General features: G+C 74.2%; 14 protein-coding genes. 9 read left to right on the top strand and 5 right to left on the bottom strand.

Features of this window, described 5'->3' with window-relative positions; all coding sequences use genetic code 11:
• Positions 1–386 precede the first annotated feature (386 nt).
• The 3 genes from ABZY44_RS24800 (at position 387) to ABZY44_RS24790 (ending at position 3,839) form a co-directional block, all read left to right on the top strand.
• Complete coding sequence (locus tag ABZY44_RS24800) at positions 387–1,427, top strand: alpha/beta hydrolase-fold protein (protein WP_356657442.1); 1,041 nt, start codon at positions 387–389, stop codon at positions 1,425–1,427.
• Positions 1,428–1,755: 328 nt separating this feature from the next.
• Entirely contained in the window at positions 1,756–3,045 is a 1,290-nt protein-coding gene (locus ABZY44_RS24795) for an alpha/beta hydrolase-fold protein (protein ID WP_356657385.1), read from the top strand.
• Positions 3,042–3,839, top strand: a complete 798-nt coding sequence (locus ABZY44_RS24790) for a trypsin-like peptidase domain-containing protein (RefSeq protein ID WP_356657383.1) — start codon at positions 3,042–3,044, stop codon at positions 3,837–3,839. The genes ABZY44_RS24795 and ABZY44_RS24790 overlap by 4 nt, the downstream gene beginning before the upstream one ends.
• A 146-nt stretch (positions 3,840–3,985) precedes the next feature.
• Here the strand turns inward: ABZY44_RS24790 and ABZY44_RS24785 are convergent, their stop codons facing one another.
• Both ABZY44_RS24785 and ABZY44_RS24780 read right to left on the bottom strand, forming a co-directional pair.
• The gene (locus tag ABZY44_RS24785; protein WP_356657381.1) at positions 3,986–4,876 is read right to left on the bottom strand and encodes an EamA family transporter; all 891 of its coding nucleotides are present in this window, start codon (positions 4,874–4,876) and stop codon (positions 3,986–3,988) included.
• Positions 4,877–5,132: 256 nt separating this feature from the next.
• Positions 5,133–6,254, bottom strand: coding sequence for a threonine synthase (locus ABZY44_RS24780; RefSeq protein ID WP_356657379.1), 1,122 nt, complete (start codon positions 6,252–6,254; stop codon positions 5,133–5,135).
• 278 nt (positions 6,255–6,532) lie between these two features.
• Between ABZY44_RS24780 and ABZY44_RS24775 the strand changes: the two genes are divergently transcribed.
• The 6 genes from ABZY44_RS24775 (at position 6,533) to ABZY44_RS24750 (ending at position 13,379) form a co-directional block, all read left to right on the top strand.
• On the top strand, positions 6,533–7,660 hold the full coding sequence (locus ABZY44_RS24775; protein WP_356657377.1) for a DUF4190 domain-containing protein: 1,128 nt from the start codon (positions 6,533–6,535) through the stop codon (positions 7,658–7,660).
• A gap of 219 nt (positions 7,661–7,879) precedes the next feature.
• Positions 7,880–8,632, top strand: a complete 753-nt coding sequence (locus ABZY44_RS24770; protein WP_356657375.1) for a GntR family transcriptional regulator — start codon at positions 7,880–7,882, stop codon at positions 8,630–8,632.
• Positions 8,633–9,294: 662 nt separating this feature from the next.
• A complete protein-coding gene (locus tag ABZY44_RS24765; protein WP_356657373.1) occupies positions 9,295–9,498 on the top strand; it encodes an SPOR domain-containing protein in 204 nt (67 codons plus the stop codon).
• A 56-nt stretch (positions 9,499–9,554) separates the two neighbouring features.
• Complete coding sequence (locus ABZY44_RS24760) at positions 9,555–9,971, top strand: (deoxy)nucleoside triphosphate pyrophosphohydrolase (protein ID WP_356657371.1); 417 nt, start codon at positions 9,555–9,557, stop codon at positions 9,969–9,971.
• A 164-nt stretch (positions 9,972–10,135) separates the two neighbouring features.
• Complete coding sequence (locus ABZY44_RS24755; RefSeq protein ID WP_356657369.1) at positions 10,136–10,564, top strand: ATP-binding protein; 429 nt, start codon at positions 10,136–10,138, stop codon at positions 10,562–10,564.
• A gap of 253 nt (positions 10,565–10,817) precedes the next feature.
• Positions 10,818–13,379, top strand: coding sequence for a SpoIIE family protein phosphatase (locus tag ABZY44_RS24750; protein WP_356657440.1), 2,562 nt, complete (start codon positions 10,818–10,820; stop codon positions 13,377–13,379).
• An 84-nt stretch (positions 13,380–13,463) separates the two neighbouring features.
• Here the strand turns inward: ABZY44_RS24750 and ABZY44_RS24745 are convergent, their stop codons facing one another.
• The 3 genes from ABZY44_RS24745 to ABZY44_RS24735 all read right to left on the bottom strand — a co-directional run bounded on the left by ABZY44_RS24745 (position 13,464) and on the right by ABZY44_RS24735 (position 19,040).
• Entirely contained in the window at positions 13,464–14,183 is a 720-nt protein-coding gene (locus ABZY44_RS24745; protein ID WP_356657367.1) for a PspA/IM30 family protein, read from the bottom strand.
• Positions 14,184–14,228: 45 nt separating this feature from the next.
• Positions 14,229–16,292 (bottom strand): TPM domain-containing protein, encoded by a 2,064-nt coding sequence (locus ABZY44_RS24740; RefSeq protein ID WP_356657438.1) that lies wholly within the window; start codon positions 16,290–16,292, stop codon positions 14,229–14,231.
• Between the two features lie 189 nt (positions 16,293–16,481).
• The gene (locus ABZY44_RS24735) at positions 16,482–19,040 is read right to left on the bottom strand and encodes a PQQ-binding-like beta-propeller repeat protein (RefSeq protein WP_356657365.1); all 2,559 of its coding nucleotides are present in this window, start codon (positions 19,038–19,040) and stop codon (positions 16,482–16,484) included.
• Positions 19,041–19,069 lie beyond the last annotated feature (29 nt).

Here is a 19,069-nt window from a genome sequence, read left to right as displayed (position 1 = left end):
GAAAGGTTCCGGACGGCGGAGATTCGGCACATGTCTTTGCGCTGGTTTGGAACTCTTCGGGGGATTCACGCATCAGGACTAGGGGGGAACCAGTCCGCCCTGTCCCGCTGAGGGGGCAGTCATGACCGTTCGGAGCGAAGTTCGTGCACCAGGACCCGCAGCGTCCGCGGCCCGATGACCAGCCGCACCCGCCGTACCAGCCGTCCGAGCCGTCCGAGCCGTCCGAGGCGTCCGAGGCGTACGAGGCGTACGAGGCGTACGAGGCGTACGAGGCGTACGAGGCGTACGAGCGGTACGAGCCCTCCATACCCGGGCCCCTCGGGGCCCCCGAACCCGAACCGGAGCGCTCCGGCCGCAAGCGTTCCCGCCGCGCGATAGCGGCCGGCGTGTCCGCCGCCCTCGTACTCCTCCTCCTCGGCGGCGGCTTCGCCGCCTGGAAGCTGGACTGGTTCTCCGGCGACGGCTCCACGGTGAGCTTCGGCAAGACCCCGCCCGCGGCCGGCGCGGAGACCGGGAAGGCGGTGCCGGGCGAGGCCCCGAAGAGCGCGCCCACGCCGAGCGGGGACCCCGACGTACAGCTCGAGACGGGCCCGCGGGCCACCTTCAAGCAGACCACCAGGCTGGACGACGGCACGGTCATCGCCAAGACCCGCCTCGCGGGCGCCAAGTCCGGCTTCGAGGGCGACGTCTGGGTGTGGACGCCGAAGGAGTACGAGGACCCGAAGTACGCCAGGAGCGGCTTCCCGGTCCTCATCGCGCTCCCGGGTGGCAACGGCTTCCCGGCCAACTACTGGTCCGACCGCAGCCTCGGCCTCCAGAAGGCCATCGGCGAAGGCGTCCAGGCCGGTACGAGCCTGCCGTTCATCGTGATCATGCCGGTGCTCAACCCGGACGCGAAGTACTACTACGACGGCTCCGACATCCCCGGCCAGCCCAAGATGGGCACCTGGATCGCCGAGGACGTCCCGGACTTCACCCGCGCCAACTTCCGTACGTACAAGTCCCGCGACGGCTGGGCCTTCATGGGGTCCTCCTCCGGCGCCTTCGTCGGCATGAAGCAGGTCCTCCAGCACCCGGACCGGTTCAAGGCCGTGATCGCCAGCGGCGGCGAGATCGTTCCCGACTCCCCGTTGTGGAAGGGACACCAGGCGGAGATGGACGCGAACAACCCGGAGAAGCTCGCGCAGCAGCTGATCGACGCCAACGGCCCCGAGGTCTACATCAACTTCCAGGTGGGGACCAAGGAGAGCGGCAAGCAGCGGATGACGCAGTTCCAGGAGAAGTACGGCAAGGGCCCGGTCAAGATCACCATCCGCGACATCCAGAACGGCGAGCACAACGGCTGGCACTACGTGCGCGGCATGAAGGAAGGCTCGCTGGAGTGGATCAGCAAGGTGCTGAAGGGCCCGAAGCCCGCGGCCGGCTGAACCGGCCGCCTCCCCGGCGGGGCCTCCCTGCAGCAGCCTCGCCCCCGTACGCCCGTACGCCCGTACGCCCGTACGCCCGTACGCCCGTACGCCCGTACGCCCGTACGTCGGTGGTGGCCCCGCGATCGGACGCACCCGGCCGGGGGACCGGGCGGCGGGGGAGGCTGCCGGACCTGCCGGGCGTGCGCACCGGACGTGGCCCTCGCCACGTCCACCCGTCCCGGGCAACCCATCCGGTCGTTCATACCTCTGTTATGGATGTGAAGGGGGACCAATGGGTCCGGGCCGCGTTCCTGCGGGGGCGCCGGAGAGGGAACGGGAAAGATCCGTGCACCAAGACCAGCAGGGCGACGGCGGCGCCACGACCGGGGAGCGCCGCCCCGACCGCCGCAAGCGGCGGATCCTGATCAGCGGGGGGCTCGGCCTCACCCTTCTCGTCGGCGGGGCGGCCGCCTACCAGTACGGGCTCTTCTCGGACATAGGCGATCCCGTCTCCTTCGGAAAGGCCCACGCGACGGCCTCCACCACCGCCTCCGCCTCCGTGCGGCCCGGCGTGAGCATGCCGACCGGGCCGAAGGCCGACTTCGTCCGCACCTCCCGGCTGCCGGACGGTACGCAGATCGCCCAGACGACCCTGACCGGGAAGAAGTCCGGATTCACCGGCGACGTCTGGGTGTGGGTGCCGAAGGAGTACGACGACCCGGCCTACGCCGAGAGCGCCTTCCCGGTCCTGATCTCGCTCCCGGGCGGCCGCGGGTACCCCAAGAACTACTGGGGCACCGGTCCCGGACTCGGCCTCCAGCAGGCGGTGAGCGACGGGGCGAAGGCCGGTACGAGCCTGCCCTTCATCCTCGTCATGCCGGTGATCAACGCCGACACCAAGCACCACTACGACGGCTCGGACATCCCCGGCCAGCCCAAGATGGGCACCTGGATGGCCGATGACGTCCCGGATTTCACGAAGGCCAATTTCCGCACCTTCACCTCGCGCGACGGGTGGGCCTACATGGGCTCTTCCTCGGGCGGCTTCGGAGCCCTCAAGCACGTCCTGAAGTACCCCGACCGCTTCAAGGCGGCCATCGCGAGCGGCGCGGACTTCGTCCCCGACTCCCCGCTGTGGAACGGGAACACGCAGGCCATGGACGAGAACAACCCCGGGAAGCTGGCCGCGCGGCTGATCGCGGCGCGCGGCCCGGACGTCTACCTGAGCTTCCAGATCGGCACCAAGGAGAGCGGCCGGGAGAAGGCCGAAGCGTTCATGCGGGAGTACGGGAAGGGCCCCGTGCACACCCGGCTCCAGGTGATCCAGGATGGTGAGCACAACGGAAAGTCGTACGTGCGCGGCATGAGGGAGGGCTCCTTGGAGTGGATCAGCAAGGTGATGTCGGCGCCCACGCCGGCGCCCCGTCCGACGCCGCCCTCGACGCCCGGTTCGACGCCGCCCTCGACGCCCGGTTCGGCGCCCGTGTCGGCCCAGGGCTCGAAGCCCGCCTCGGCGCCCCGCCCGGCCTCCCGCCCGACGCCCGGGGCGGCTGCCGTCCCGCCGCCGGACCCGGCGCCGGATCCGACGCAGGAGGCGGACCGGGACGGCAACGCGGAAGACGCCGCGGGGCAATGAGCCCGGGGGTCAAGTCAGTCGCCTCCGCCGCGGCGGCCGGGGTCGCCGCGGTGCTCGCGGTGGTCCTCGTCAAGACCTCCGGCGGCTACGAGGACCGGCACGCGCTCCCGTTCCCCACCGTCGGGGTGCTCGTGGCCAACGGGGAGCACTGGTGCACGGCCAGCGTCGTCGACAGTCCGCGGGGCAACGTGGTGGCCACCGCCGCGCACTGCGTGGCCCCCGCCGGCGAGGGCGGGCGGCCGGGCGAGGTCGCGCACGACGGGCTGGCCATCGGCGAGCTGGCCTTCGCCCCCGCCTTCTCCGGCGAGGGCTCGGGCAAGCAGCCCCTCGGCGTGTGGAAGGTGCGCTCCGTCCAGGTCGACGAGCGCTGGACGAAGTGGGGCGAGGACACCGCCGACTTCGCCTTCCTCACGGTCGACCCGGACGAGGACGGGCGCAGCCTGCAGGAGGTCGTCGGGCGCGACGAGACCCCGAAGCCCGCCTGGACCTCCGGCTACGACCGGGAGGTGACCGTGATCGGGTATCCGCAATCGCAGCACAACCCGCAGAACAAGCCCGTCGCCTGTACGACGCAGAGCCGCCACGACGAGGACGACGCCGCCATGCTGTACATCAACTGCTCCGGATTCTGGACCGGGACCAGCGGCAGCCCGTGGATCGCCGACCGGGGAGGCCCGGGGCGGCCCGGGCAGCTGATCGGGGTGCTGAGCGGCGGGAACACGGACGTCGACTCGACGGCGGCGCTGTTCGACGGCCGCGCGAAGGCGCTCTACGAGCGGGCGGCGAAGGGCTGACGCGAGCCCGCCGGGAACCGCCGCCGCACGGCCGGCCGTCAGGGCGTCGGGCCGGGCAGGGCGTCGGACCGGGCAGGGGGTCGGGCCGGGCAGGGGGTCGGGCCGGGCAGGGGGTCGGACCGGGCAGGGTTCGAGGGGCCGGTCGCTCAGGTACGCCGCTCCGTGCTCACGATCACGCTCACGGCGGCCACGACGATCGCGCCGCCGAGCACGATCGGCCAGGTCAGGGACTCGTCGAGGATCAGCCAGCCGAGGGCGACGGCCACGACCGGATTCACGTAGGCGTACGTGGCCACCAGCGAGAGCGGAGCCGCCCGCAGGAGCCACACGTACGAGGTGAACCCGACGAGCGAGCCGAAGAGCACGAGGTAGCCGAGGGCCAGCCAGGACCCGGTCGAGTACGAGCCGGGGTCCAGGCCGTGCTGCTCGCCGCGGCCCAGGCCGACGGCGATCCCGCCCGCCCCGCCCGCGAGCATCTGGTAGGCGCTGCCGGTGAAGGGGTTGGCGGGCAGGGTGAGCTTCGACGCCGAGAACGAGCCGAGCGACCAGAGGACCGAGGCCGCGAGGACCAGGAGCACCCCGCCGAGCCCGATCTCGCCGCCGATCCCCGGGCTGCACAGGACGGCCAGTCCGCCGAGGCCGAGCAGCACCCCGGCCAGGGTGCGCGTCGACGGCCGGTCCCCGGTGCCGGCCCGCAGGCAGACCAGCCACATGGGCACGGCGGCGACCAGGAGGGCGGCGAGGCCGGAGGGGACCGAGGTCTCGGCGAGGACGACCAGGCCGTTTCCGCCGAGGATCAGGAGCAGGCCGACCAGAACGGCGGAACGCACCTGCGCGCCGGTGGCCTTGAGCGCGGCGGGGCCGTCGCGCCAGGCGACGATCGCGGCGAGGAGTGCCCCGGCGGTGAGGAAGCGGGCGCCCGCGGAGAGGAACGGAGGCATGGTGTCGACGACGATCCGGATGCCGAGGTAGGTCGAGCCCCAGACGACGTAGACGAGGCCGAGGGCGGTCCAGACGCGGGCCGTTGAGGTGGGCATGACCGGAAGCCTATGTCGTTGGCCGTTGCACCCATCCGGCGTCTCGAGGCATGGGCCGACGGCCGCCGCGACGGGCCGGCGGCGCGAGGCGCGGGGACCCGGGGCGCCGCCGCTGTGGGGCGCGGCTGCGAGGCGGTCGCGGCGAGCCGTCGCCGCGGTCGTGCCGCATGCCCGCCGCGGGCCCTCGGCGCGGGCGCGGGCCCCGTGCCCGCCGAGCACCGCCGAGCACCGCAGAGAGGCTGCGGCGCGCCGCCGCTCAGGCCGTCGGCGCGGCCAGTGGGGACTTGGCGCCCGCGCCGCACAGCGGCACCACCGCGCTGCGGTCCTGGAGGGGGTTGCCGGGGGCGGCCGGGCCCACCGCGGCCCAGCAGGCCGCGGCCGTGGGTTCCACGAAGAGGCCGCGCCGGGCCAGGTCGAGCTGGGCCGCGCGGATGCGGTCCTCGGTGACGGTCAGGAAGGTGCCGCCGGACCTCCGGACGGCCGCGAGGATCTGGCGGGCCCGCGGCGGGGCCGGGATGGCGATGCCCTCCGCCGACGTGGGGAGTTCGGGCACGGCCTCGGCGTCCTCGGCGCCCGCGTGGAAGGCCGTGGCAAGCGGGGCCACCGCCGCCGACTGCACGGCGACGAGCACCGGCGGGCGGACTCCGCGGCGGGCCAGCTCCTCCACCGCCAGCGCGGCCCCGAGCAGCAGGGTGCCGTTGCCGACCGGGACCACGAGCACCTCGGGGAGGTGTCCGCCGAGCGCCTCCCACACCTCGTACACGTAGGTCTTCGTGCCGTGCAGGAAGTACGGGTTGAACACGTGGCTGGCGTAGAAGACCCCGGGGAGGTCGGCCTCGGCGCGGGCGGCCGCGGCCGCCGCCCCGCGCCCGCCCGGGACCACCCGTACCGCCGCGCCGTGCGCGCGCATCTGCTCGGTCTTCTTCCCCGAGGTGCCCTCCGGCACGAACACCTCGCAACTCAGCCCCGCCCGCGCGCAGTACGCCGCGAACGCCGTGCCCGCGTTGCCGCTGCTGTCCGCCACCACCCGCTTCGGACCGAGCCGGCGCGCCAGCTCCGCGAGCATCACCGCGCCCCGGTCCTTGAACGACAACGTGGGCATGAGGAAGTCGAGTTTGGCGTGGACCCGTTCGGCCAGCGGCACCAGCGGGGTGTTCCCCTCGGCCAGCGTCACGGCGTACGCCCCCGGCAGCGGCAGCGCGGACCCGTACCGCCACAGCGAAGCCGGTCCCGCGTGGGGTTCCAGCGGAGCGGCCGGATCGGGAGTGAAGTCGAGGTCCCACGGGCCGCCGCAGAGGGGGCAGCACCACGGCGCGGTCCGGACGTCGGCGCGCGCCCCGTCCTCGGCGCAGACGTAGCCGGGGAGTGCGTGCGTCACGTGCCGGCCGCCTTTGCTCGTCGATGGCTGTCGTACGGCACGGATCGTACGCGTTCGCCGTTCTGGTGCGGGGAGGCGAATCCGTGGGTCGCCCTTCGTGAGCGGCGCCCCCGTCGGCCGTGCGGAAACGGGCCTTCGCGGTCGAGGGGCCGAACGGCGGGGGCGACCGTTCCGGCGAGCGCCCCAACTGCGTACTATTCGCGCATTCGTGCGCGCGCACGGGTGAGCGAACGCTTCCGTCGCCGCCACCGCCACGCCCTGATGGAGCACTTCGACCCGTGACCAACCCGCCGCCGCCCCTCTGGCCCGTCCCGCCGCCGGCCCCGCCCCCGTACGGGCACCCGTATGCGCCGCCCGCGCTCAACGGCTTCGCGCTCGCCTCGCTGCTGGTCGGGCTGCTCTGCTTCCCGCCCCTGGGGGTCGTCCTCGCGATCGTGGCCCTGGTGCAGACGGCGAAGAGGGGCGAGCGGGGCCGGGGCCTCGCCGCCTGCGGCCTGGCCGTCTCGCTGGTGATGACCGCGGTCATGGTGTTCGCCGTGCCACGGGTCGCCCACACGCTCTTCGACCGGGCCCGCGCGCTGGGCGCGCTGGAGCCGTACGAGGACGTCGAGGGCGAGCTGACCGACATCGACGAACTGCGTGCGGGCGAGTGCTTCAACGTCCCCGGCGGTGACCTGCTGGAGGAGGACCCCTTCGTGTACCGGATCGCCTGTACGCGGGTCCACGACGCGGAGATCACGGCCTCGACCACGCTGAGCGGACCCCGGTTCCCGGGTGTCGAGGAGCTCAAGCGGTCGGCGAACGAGGACTGCTGGCGCGCACAGGACGCGTACGCGATGGACACGTGGGCGCTTCCGCCGTACGCGGAGATGTTCTACTTCGCCCCCTCGCCCGAGTCGTGGGGCGACGGCGACCGCCGCGTGGTGTGCGTGATCGGCACGGCGGAGCAGGAGCACACGGGAAGCCTGCGCAACGACGCCGGGATGCTGAAGCCGGAGCAGGTGACCTTCCTGCACGCGATGAACGAGGCCGACCAGGCGCTGGGCGGCTCGCCCGAGGAGGACGTCGAGGACGCGCTGGTGGAGTACCTGGCGTGGGCGCGCCGCGTGGACGAGGCGCTGGCCGCCGAGTCGCGGATGCTCGACGGGGCGAAGGGCCGGCCGGAGCTGGCCGGGCCGGCGGGCGTGCAGAAGGAGCGGGTCGAGGCCGCGCGGCGCCAGTGGCAGAAGGCGGCGCGCGCGTCGGACCCGGACGCGTTCTCCGAGGCCTGGAGCCGGGCGCTCGCCGAGCTGCCCGTGGCGGCGGAGAAGGCACTGCGCGGGGCGTACGGACTGTCGACGACCGTTCCGCCATGGCTGGGGGAGGCGGAGCGGGACGGCCCGAGCGTGGAATCGGTCCGGCTGTGAGCGGGCCGGTGTGCGGGCCCGGCCGCGGGCCCGCACAGGGGCCGACCCGCGTGCTGTGACGTGCGGAGGTGTCGGCGCGGTGTCCGCGCGGTGCTGGTGTGACGTGTGGGTTTGAGTGACCAGGCTTCATCACTTCGGGTGAAACTCTGGCCCTTGCTTGCGGTGTACAACCGTCGGTTGCCAGGCTGTAGCTGTCTGTCAACCTGATGGGAGTGGCCAGTGACTTTCGGCGAGCAGCCGGCCTATCTGCGCGTCGCCGGGGATCTGCGACGGAAGATCGTCGATGGGTCCCTGCCTCCGCACGCCAGGCTCCCTTCCCAGGCCCGGATCCGCGAGGAGTACGGGGTCTCCGACACCGTGGCGCTGGAGGCGCGCAAGGTCCTCATGGCGGAGGGCCTGGTCGAAGGCAGGTCCGGCTCTGGTACGTACGTGCGGGAGCAGCCCGTCCCCCGGCGGGTCGCCCGCACCGGCTACCGCACGGGCGGCGCCTCGACCCCCTTCCGCCAGGAACAGGCGGAGGCGGGCGCGCGCGGCACCTGGGACTCCGGCAGCGAGCAGACCGAGGCCCCGCCGGACATCGCCGAGCGGCTCGGCATCGAACCCGGCGCGCGGGTGATGCGGACGCGGTACGTCTTCCGCGACGCGGGGGAGGCGATGATGCTGTCCACCTCCTGGGAACCGCTGACCGTGACGGGCCGGACGCCGGTGATGCTGCCCGAGGAGGGCCCGCTCGGCGGCGCGGGAGTCGTCGACCGGATGGCGGCGATCGACGTGGTCGTGGACAACGTGGTGGAGGAGGTCGGCGCACGGCCGGGTCTGGCGGAGGAGAGCCTGCTGCTCGGCGGGGTCCCCGGCCACGTGGTGCTGGTGATCGGGCGCACGTACTTCGCGTCCGGGCGTCCCGTGGAGACGGCGGACGTCGTGGTCCCGGCCGACCGCTACCGCCTCGCCTACCACCTGCCGGTCCGCTGAGCGGACGACGGGGGCGGACGACGGGGATGCGGGGCGGGCGACGGGGCGGGGAGTGGCCCGACCCGGCGGTGAGGCGGCGCCCGGCGGCGTGATGCCCGGGCGACGGCGGGACCCCGCCGCGCCCTCACCGACTTCCCGCTCGGTGCCCGACACCGCCCTTTTCGGGACATACGCCGAAGCGGTCGCGGCCTTCGCCGCGGCCGGGACTCCGGCTCGGCCCCCGCCCGTTGGCCGCGTGGGCGACGAAGGTGAAGCGCTGCCTGGCCAGGCCGGACACCGCCGACGTCCCGCACGCGGAGGCGGCCGGACGTCACGACGACCCGCATCCGCTCCGTCCGCGAGACCCGCACCCGGGCGGCCCGGCCTCGCCGGCCGCCCCGTTCGGTGCGGCGCGATCCGCTCGCTCCGTTGTCCTCTCGACGCGACCTGCGGGGATGTCTGCCGTGGGCAGACCCCGGACGTATCGGTGACCGACCCGGCGACGACCGTGCGCCGGGTCTGAACCGGCGCGCACGGCGCACTCGTACGCATGGCCGGATGCGTACGCCTGTGAGGTATCTCTTCGTGAAAAACCATATCCGCTGCGTGAAGGTCGGGCGTAGGCTCAGGCATATGCGCAATGCGGTTTCCCGGGCAGGTACGTCGGCGGAGGGTGAAACGCGATGAACGACAGCGGTGCCCTGCTCCCGTGGCTGGTCATACGTGAGGACGACAACGGCAACCGCTACCGGGTGGGCCGCTACGCCACCCGGGCAGAAGCCCAGAAGGTCGCCGACAGCCTCGAAGACACAGGGCACAAGCAGCTCTACTGGATCGAGCGGCTCGTCCAGGGCAGCACCACCAGCCAGACCGCCACGATGAACTGAGCGTCCAGGACCACGTGATCGTCGCAGCGTCATCGCCGCTGCCATAGGCTCCGCCCATGACTGTACGCGTGGTCGTGGGCGGAGCCCTCTGTCATGACGGGCGCCTGCTGGCGGCCCGCCGCAGCGCACCCCCGGAGCTCGCCGGTCGCTGGGAGCTGCCGGGCGGCAAGACCGAGCCGGGCGAATCGGTGCCCGAGGCGCTGGTGCGCGAACTGCGCGAGGAACTCGGTGTCGAGACCGAGGCGCTCGAGCGGATCCCGGGGGAGTGGCCGCTGAAACCGGGCCTGGTCCTGCACGTGTGGATCGCCCGGCTGCTCTCCGGCGACCCCGCTCCGCTGGAGGACCACGACGAGCTGCGCTGGCTCGGTCCCCAGGAGCTCGACTCGGTGGACTGGCTCGACCAGGACCGCCCGGCGGTCGCCGAGGCCGGCCGGCGGCTGGAGTCCGCAGCCCGCGTTCACGGGGGCGCGTGACGCTCGGGCGCTAGGCCGTCTGCGCCACCGTGCGCCGGTTCGTGAGGGACCGAGTGGTACGACGCCCTGAATATCGGGTATGTCGCTATTAATCCGTATCTGTACTTACGCCCCGTGGTTCCGTTCCCGTCGAACCGGACCGGGGCCGCCACCCGGCCCGGGAAGTGATCGGCGTGATCGACACAGACGGTGAATGCGCCGAATGGGCCTTCCCGGCCGAACCGGGTGCCGTGCGCACCGCCCGTCACGCGGTCCGCGGCACCCTTCGCGACTGGGGTCTCGAGGCCGTCGGCGACGTCACCGTCCTGCTGGTCAGCGAGCTGGTCACCAACTCCCTGCGGTACGCCTCCGGACCCATCGGAGTCCGGCTGGTACGGCGTGATCCGGCCGCCCCCGACGCGCCCTCGCGTCCGGCGCTCCTCGTGGAGGTTTCGGATCCTCTTCCGGATCCGCCCCGCGCGCGCGACGCCCACAGCGACGACGAAGGGGGCCGGGGGCTCCACCTGGTGGCGGTCTCGGCGCGGCGCTGGGGGACCCGGCACGGGAAGTCGGGCAAGACGGTGTGGTTCGAGTTGGCTCTTCCTGGTGAGTAACAAGGGGAAGGGCGGCCAGGGGACACCCCCGGACGGAGTCCGCGGAGAGCGCACGGCATGGCTGGAAAACAACGGGATCCTTTTGTGATCGCGAAGGCCGTGCCGTAAGGCACCGCGGTGCTGAATACTTCGGTCATGGCCGGTCCGGTTGCGGTGAGCTGGAGGGGACGGTCGCGTGAGCGAGATACCTGTACAGGCACATCAGGCCCGTGTGCCCGTGGAACCCGTGCGCAGGGACACCTGGCACGACGCCTTGTGGCACAACAGCCCGCCTGGCTCGATATATGACTACATAAAGGTCGCTTCCTTCTCGATCGGGCCCGACGGCCTCATCGACCAATGGAGTCTGCGCGCCGAGGAACTCTTCGGGCTGACCCCGGCGCAGGCCGTCGGACGCGACCCGGTCGACGCCTTCATGCCGGCCGAGCTGCGTTCCGCCGGGCACCGCAGAGTGGCCGAGATCCTCGACGGCAAGGAATGGACGGGCCTGATCCCCTTCCGGATCCCGGGCGGAGACGGTGCGCACGGGGTGGCTGAGATCTATGTGATGCCCACCCGGACCGAGTCCGCCGAGCGCGCCGCGCTCTGTGTGGTGGTCGACGTGCGTGCGTTGCGGCGGATCGAATCCGATCTGGCGGCCTCCCAGGCGATTTTCGGCCAATCCCCCTTCGGTTTCCTGCTCTTCGGTACGGACCTCACCGTGCAGCGCGCCAACCGCCGTTTCGCGACCGTCTTCGGCGGCGCCGCCGAGGAACACCGGGGCCGCACCGTCCACGACTACCTGCCCGCGCACGAGGCCGACCGGATGGCCGAGGCCCTGCGCAGGGTCCTGGAGACCGGTGACGCGGTCAACGACCTCCAGATCACCGGAGCCGCCCCCGGCAGCCGGGAGAACCGGCACTGGTCCATCAACCTCTACCGGGTCCACGGCGGCTCCGGACACCCCGTCGGCATCGCCGGCATCGGAATCGACGTCACCCGTCGCCACCTCGCCGCCCGCGAGGCCGCCGGGGTCCGGCGCAACCTGGCCCTGCTGAACGAGGCCGGACACCGCATCGGCAACTCGCTCGACCTGGAGACCACCGCCCGCGAACTCCTCGACGTCACCGTCCCCGGCTTCTGCGACCTGGCCGCCGTCGACCTCTACCAGGGGCTCCTGCTCGGCGACGACGACCGCCCCGCCCGGCCCCAGGGACCGGGCGTGCCCAGCCTGCCCGGCCAGGGCCCGGGCCGGGCGCCCTCGGCGCCGCTGCGGCGGGTGGCCTTCGCCTCCGCGGTCTCGGACGCGCCGCTGTCGGGCACGGGCGCGCTGGTCTCCGTAGGGGAGATCCACCGGTACCCGGCCGGGTCGCCGGGCGCCGTCGCGCTGCGCACGGCGCGGCCACGGCTCCTGGACGGCGGCGGACCGCAGTCCGCCGACCTCGTCCAGTCCACCCTCGTCGTCCCGCTCGTCGCGCACGACACGGTCGTCGGACTCGCGCAGTTCTCCCGTACGAAGGGCAGCGAGCCCTTCGGCGAACGGGACCGGGCGGTCGCGGTGGAGCTCGCCGCCCGGGCCGCCGTGTGCATCGACAACGCGCGGCTCTACCGCCGCGAACACGAGCGCGCGCTGATCCTGCAACGCAGCCTGCTGCCGCCCGGCGACCCGGAGGCGGCCGGGCTCGACATCGCCTGCCGCTACCTGCCGGGCAACGCGGCGACCGAGGTCGGCGGCGACTGGTTCGACGTCATCGAGCTGCCGGGGCACCGCACCGCGCTGGTCGTCGGAGACGTCATGGGCCGCGGCCTGCGGGCCGCCGTGGCCATGGGCGAACTGCGCACGGCCGTAAGGACGCTGGCGCTGCTCGACCTGGAACCGGCCGAGGTGCTGACCGCGCTGGACGAGATCGCACGGGGGCTCGGCGCCCCCGGCGGCTCCCAGCAGGCCTCGCGCGCCGCGCTGCACTCGCGGGACGCGGACCGCTCGGAGGTGTACCTCGCCACGTGCGTGTACGCCGTGTACGACCCGGTGACCCGGCGCTGCACGATCGCGAACGCGGGCCACATGCCGCCGGTGCTGGTGGAACCGAAGGAGGAGGGCTCCCCGGCCCGGCCCGGACTGCTCCTGGAGATCCCGACGGGGCTGCCGCTGGGCGTGGGCGGCGAGCCGTTCGAGGAGGTCGAGGTCGAACTCCCGGAGGGCGCCCTGCTCGCGCTGTACACCGACGGCCTGGTCGAATCGCGGGACCACCCGCTGGAAGAGGGCCTCACGGGCCTGCGCGACGCGCTGGCCGACCCCTCGCGCCCGCTGGAGGAGGTCTGCGACCGGGTCCTCAACTCGCTCGACACCCGGCACGGGGAGGACGACATCGCACTGCTGATGGCCCGGGTCCAGGGCCTGCCGGTGGACGCCGTCGGCGACTGGCAGCTGCCGCGCGAGGCCCGGTCGGTGGGCCGGGCGCGGGAACTGGCGCGGGCCAAACTGCCGGCCTGGGGGCTGGAAGGGCTGCTGGACACGACGGAGCTGCTGGTCAGCGAGCTCGTGACCAACGCCCTGCGCTACGGCGAGGGCGAGATCCGGCTGCGGCTGCTGCTGGACCGGACCCTCGTCTGCGAGGTCTGGGACGCGAACCTGGTCCAGCCGCGGAGGCGGCGCGCGCGCGACACCGACGAGGGGGGCCGAGGCCTCCAGCTCGTCGGCCTGCTCTCGGCGGGCTGGGGCACCCGGCGCACCCACCGGGGCAAGACGGTCTGGTTCGAGCTCCCGCTCCCGGGCGCGGTGGCGGAGTCGGTGACGGAGCTCTCGGCCGAGCAGCTGCTGAGCATGTACGGGTAACCGGGCGCGGGCCCGGGGGGCGGGGCGCCCGGCCGCGGTCCCCCGCCGCGGGCCCGGGCCGTCGCTCGGGCCGTCGGCTCGGGCTCAGGCCGCCCGGCCGGCCTTCATCGCGGCGAGGCGGGCCTCGATCTCCGAGGTCTTGCCGAGGTCCTCCAGGGACTCGAACTGCGCGTCCAGCGAGGACGCGGCCAGTTCCTGCTTGCCCAGCGCCATGGCCTCCTCGCGCCGGACCTTGTCCTCGAAGCGGTTCAGATCGCTGGTGGGGTCCATCACGTCGATGTCCTTGACCGCGTCCATCATCGTGTTCTGCGCCTGCGCGGTCCTGGCGCGCGCCACCAGCTCGTCCCGCTTGGACGTCAGCTCGGTCAGTTTGTCCTTCATCGAGTCCAGGCCCGACTTCAGCTTGTCCACGACCGCGGTCTGGGCGGTGATCGTCGGCTCGGCCGCCGTCGCCTCCTTCTCCGACCGCAACTGGCGGCCGAGCGCCACCTTGGCGAGGTTGTCGAACCTGTCGGCGTCCGCGGCCGCACCCGACGCCCGCAGCTCGTCGGCCTTCCTGCTCGCCGCGAGGGCCTTGCCGCCCCACTCGGCGGCCGCGGCCACGTCCTCCGCGTGGTCCGCCTCCATCATCCGCAGGTTGCCGATGGTGGTGGCGACGGCCTGCTCCGCCTCCGAGATGTTGTTCGTGTAGTCGCGGATCAGCTGGTCCAGCATCTTCTGCGGGTCCTCGGCCTGGTCCAGCAGGGAGTTGATGTTGGCCTTGGCGAGCTGGGTGACCCGGCCGAGGATGGTCTGCTTGCTCATGTCGATGTCTCCTTGGGGAAGGGAAAAGGGGGAGGGGGAGTCACGTCAGAAGCGGCCGCCGCCGCCCATGCGGCCGCGGGTCCCGCCGCCGCCGAAGGAGCCGGGGCCGCTCCCGCCCCCGCCGCCGAAGCCCCCGCCGAACCCGCCGCCGCCCCCGCCGCCGAAACCACCACCGCCTCCGCCGCGGCGGCCGCCGCCCAGGATCTCGCCGAGGATGATCCCGCCGAGCACCGCGCCGCTCATGCCGCCGCCCTGACGCCGGCCGCCGCCGCTGCCGTACGGGTTCTGGTACGCCCCCACGTCCTGCTCGGCCAGTTGCTGCGCCTGCCGCGCGAGGGACTCCGCCCGCTGCGCCTCGGCCAGCGCGCCCGGCGGGTCCGAGGCCGCGAGGGCCGTGGTCCGCTCCAGGTGGCGCTGCGCCTCCGCCAGCCGCGTACGGGCCTGGCTGCCGACCACGCCCCGACTGGTGGTGACGTAGTCCGCCGCCGCGCCGACCGCGCTGCGCGCCGTCAGCAGGGCCTGGTCGAGCAGGGCCGCCGCCCGCTGCCGGCCCGACTCGCGCTCGCGGGCCCCCGCCAGCGCCTCGTCGAGGGCCGCGTCGGCCTCCTCCACACGGCGCAGGGCGTCCATCGGGTCGTACCGCCCGGCGCTCTGCTCCTGACGCACATCGGCCAGTACGGCTTCCGCGCGGCCGATCCGGCCGCGCAGGTCGGCGGTCGAGGTGCCCTCGGGGGTACCGGTCAGCAGCCCGCGCGCGTCGGCGAGGTCCGTGTCCGTCTCGTTGAGCGCGACGGGCAGTTTCCCGGCGGCCTCCGCCAGCTCCTGTGCCCGCCGCTCCACCGCGTCGACCAGGGTCGCCGCCTGGTCCACGGCGCCCTCGGCCGCCCGGACGTGCACGGCGGCCTTGCCGTTGTCCCCGGAGCCGATCGCGGCGCGGGCCTCGCCGAGACTGCTCGTCGCGAACAGCAGCCGGTCCTCGGCCTGTTCGGGGTGCGTGGCCACGGGCGCGGACGCGGAGTCCGCGTACTGCCGGCCGAGGGCCGTGAGGGTGGCCTCCGCCGTCGCCGTTCGGCCCTTCAGCGCGGCGAAGCGGGCCTCCACGGCGGCCAGGGCCCGCGGGGCGTTCCTCTCCAGGTCCCGCAGCCGGTCGAAGTCGTCCGACTGGGCATCGAGCCGCCGGTTCGCCTCCGTGCAGCGGGCCACGATCTCGTCCAGCATCCGCCGGCGGGTGGCATCGTCCTCCGGGTAGGCGTCGTCGAGCTGCTGGCGCAGCCGGAAGGCGGCCGTCAGCTCGCTCCGGCCGAAGTCCACGGCCGCCGTGAACGCCGCCACCGCCTCCTCGCCGAACTCGGCGGTGGCGAAGCCGAGTTCCTCGGTGCTCGTGCGGATCGCGTCATCGGTCCCCACCAGCAGCTCCTTGGCCCGGACGTCCAGGTCGGGGAGCGGCGTGGGGGCGGGCGCCGTGTCCTGGCCGGACCAGCCCGTGGTCTTCGGGCCGCCGGGTCCGCCGGCGCCAGCGCCGGCGGACCTGCGCCTGCGGCGGGTGTACGCGTACGCCCCCAGGGCGCCCGCCGCGCCGACCGCGACCACCGGCAGGACGAAGTCCCCGGCGCCGCTCTCCGCGCTCGCCCCGCCGCCGCCCGGGTCGGCCTCGCCGGGGACGACTACGGGCTCCGGGACGGGCCGCCCGCCCAGGACCGCGTCATAGCCGTTCGCGGCGCCGATCGCGGCGCCCGCCCAGTCGTTCTGCCGCAGGGCGGGCTCGACGGCGGTCCGCGCGACCTCCGCGAGCTGCTCCTTGGTGAAACCGGACTCGGCGTCGGCCGAATAGGCGTACTGGCGGGCGCCGGTGGCGACGGCCAGCAGCAGGTCGTTCTGGCCGAGGCCGTTCTTCTGGGCGGTGGCATCGGCCCAGCTCTGCGCGGAGCGGCCGGAGAAGTCCCGGACGTACGTGACGAACAGCTGGATCTTCCGGTGGGCGTACAACTCGTCCAGAGCGGCGGTGACGGCGGGCTTGCGGTCGCCCAGGGCGTTCACCCGGTCGGTGATCTGCCCCTGCTGCGACAGGGTGACGGGATCGTCGGCGCGGGCGTGCGGCGCGGCGGCCACCGCCCAGCCGGTGAGCGTGAGCAGCGCGGCGGCGAGGGCGAGGCAGGTCCGGACGGGTATCTCGGCGGGGGCGCGTCTCTTCGTCCTGCTCTTCGGCGGAGTCACATGTGGGAGATTATGGGCGAATTGCCTACGCCGCACCCGGAGATTGCCCCGCCCGTCCCTGCTCTGAGCGGCCCGTGGGGCCGGTCAGGGCAGGGCCCAGGCCGAGAGGCTGGGGCGGGACACGACGAGGTGGCCGGCGACCAGGAGGACGTCGTCGAGGGTGAGGGTGAGGGTGAGGTCCTCCCACAGGCGGCGGCGCTTGCCCGTTGCCGGGTCCAGGACGGCGATGAACGGGTCGTCCGGCCCGATCAGCCTCCAGCGGCGGCCACCGCCGGAGGCCTTCACGTAGAGCCCGCCCGGTCGCAGGCCCAGCAGTTCGAGCGCGCACGCAGGGCCCCCGCGCCGGGTCAGCGACCTCAGCCACCGCAGCGCCCCGGTCCGCGCGTCGAGTGCGACCACCAGGTCCACGCCCTGTTCCGGGCGGTACGCCGCCGCGAACACCGTGTCGCCCTCGATCAGCAGCCGCTCTGCCGGAGCGCCCAGCCCGTACCTCCACATCTCCCGGCCCGAGTCGCGGTCCAGCGCGACGAGCCAGGTCCCGTCCAGGAGGTGGACGGGCTGCCCCTTGACCACGCCCTCGGCGGGCCGGCTCCGCCGCTGTGACCACACCTGCCGTCCGGTGGACAGGTCCAGCCCCTGGAGCTCCCGGTCGTCCGCGAGGACCAGACGGTTGCCCGCCGAGGCCGGCAACCGGGTGGTGGTGTCACGCAGGGCGCGCCGCCACAGGACCTCGCCCGTCGGCGCCCACAGCGCGGTCAGGTCCCCCGGCGCCCCGTGCACCAGCACCGGCCCCGCGGTCCGCAGCGGCCGCCACGACGGCAGGTCCCGCCACCACCGCACCCGCCCGTCGTGCGGCTCCCGCGCCACCAGCCGTGCCCCCGGTTCGAGGTCCCGCCGTACCTGGACGTACACCGTGGTGGCGTCCGCCAGGCAGGACACCAACAACCGCCCGGATCCGGGCAGTGGTGCGGCGTTCGTGCCCTCGTCGGCGTGGGCCGTCCAGCGCGTCGTCCCCGCGTCGGCCTGTACGTAGCCCACCTCGGTCCCCGACCGCCACACCACGTGGGTACCGGCCGCGTACAGGGCGTCCGGCTTCACGCCCGTGTGCCAGGCGCGGGTCCCGGGGGCCGCGCGCGGGGGCGACGGTCGCGCCGTGGGTTGCGCGCCGATGAGGCGGACATGCGCCCCGGGGGCCACGGCGGGCCCCGAGTCCGGGCCGTCCAGAGCCGTCGTGCGGTGCGTCGGGGCACTCCCCGCGTCGGCGGCGGCCTCCGCCAGCCAGGGCGTCCGGTGCGCCGCCACGCACTCCCGCGCGGTACGGGCCAGCACACGGGCCCGTTCGGCCGGGTCCGGCAGACCGCGGGCCCGGTCCGCGCGTTCCAGCGCCACCGCCGGGTCCAGCGGAGGCCGGTTCGCCCGCTCGACCCGGGTCCGGGCCCCGGCCAGCGAGGACAGGGCGTGGCGGGCCTTCTCGTCGCCGGCCTCGCCGGCCTCCTCGAGGTGGCGGCTCGGCAGGCCGGCCGCTTGTGTGCGCAGCAGTTCCGCCCGTACGGGTCGGCCCTTCTCGGCTTCCTGTGCCGCCTCCTCGCGCAGCCAGGCCGCCCGCTCCTCCAGGTACCGGGGCAGCTCCTCCTCGGCCTGGGCCAGTGCCCGGGCCCCGCCCGCCGGATCCCCCGCCTCGGCGCGGTCGTGCGCCACTTGGCACAGCGCCAGCAGCCGGCCGCCGCCGGAGCCGATCAACTCGCTCAGGCGCAGGGCGGCGTCCAGGTCGTGCGGGGCGACGGCCAGCACCAGGTCGTAGGTGGCGGCGGCGCGCCGCCCCGGATCCTGGATGCGGGCCAACCGGTGCGCGGCCTCGCCCGGACGGGCCGCCATGACGGCCGTGTCGATGCGGGAGCGGATCCGGTTCTCGGCCGGAGTGCCCGTGAAGTGGTTCTCGGCGATCTGGGCGGCCTGCTCGGGGGCGACCCGGGCCAGCTCCTCCGCCACCGCACCGAGCGGGCCCGTACGGTTCGAGCCGAACACCGTGAACAGGGCCTGCTGCGCGTCGGTCAGCAGCCTCCGCGCCCTCACGGGGGCGTGCGGGGCGGTGCCCTTGGCCAGGCCCGTCAGCAGCCGCGCCACGCGGGCCCGGTCGACCCCGCCGCTGCCGGGACCGGTCCAGGCTGCGCTCTCGGCGTCGGCCAGCAGCCGGCCCGCGAGCTCGGCGTCGAAACGTGCCGCGGCGTCGGCGGCGACGGCCAGTACCTCGATCCGGGCCTCGCCGTCGGCGGGCAGCGCCTGGAGGGCGTCCTCGGCCTCCCGTAGCAGCTCCCGTACGAACTCCCGTACGACAAGGGGTATCTCCCGCTCCCTGTCCCCGTCCCCGGGCCCGTCTACGGCGTCGGCCTCGGTCATGCCCTGGGCTCCGCCCGCGGTGCGGGTGTCGAGCCTGGCCCCGTTCCCCGATCCGCCCAGGGCTCCGGGCTCGCCGCCGGCCCCGGCCCCGACTCTGCGGGAGGCGCCGACCCCGGCCCCGGGGAGGGCGTCGGCCTCGGTCCCGGCAGGATGCTCCGCACCGGCACCGTCCCCGTCCCCGGCCCCCACCCCGGCCAGGCCTCGCGCGCCGGCCCCGTCGGGGGCTGCGGCCCGGTCCCAGCCCAAGGGGCCGGCCTAGGGCCCCTCCGGGCCCG

The organism is Streptomyces sp. NPDC006544, from assembly GCF_040611715.1.
Lineage (GTDB): Bacteria > Actinomycetota > Actinomycetes > Streptomycetales > Streptomycetaceae > Streptomyces.
The sequence above is the reverse complement of the archived record's forward strand: the minus strand, read 5'-3'. Positions and strand labels throughout refer to the sequence as shown.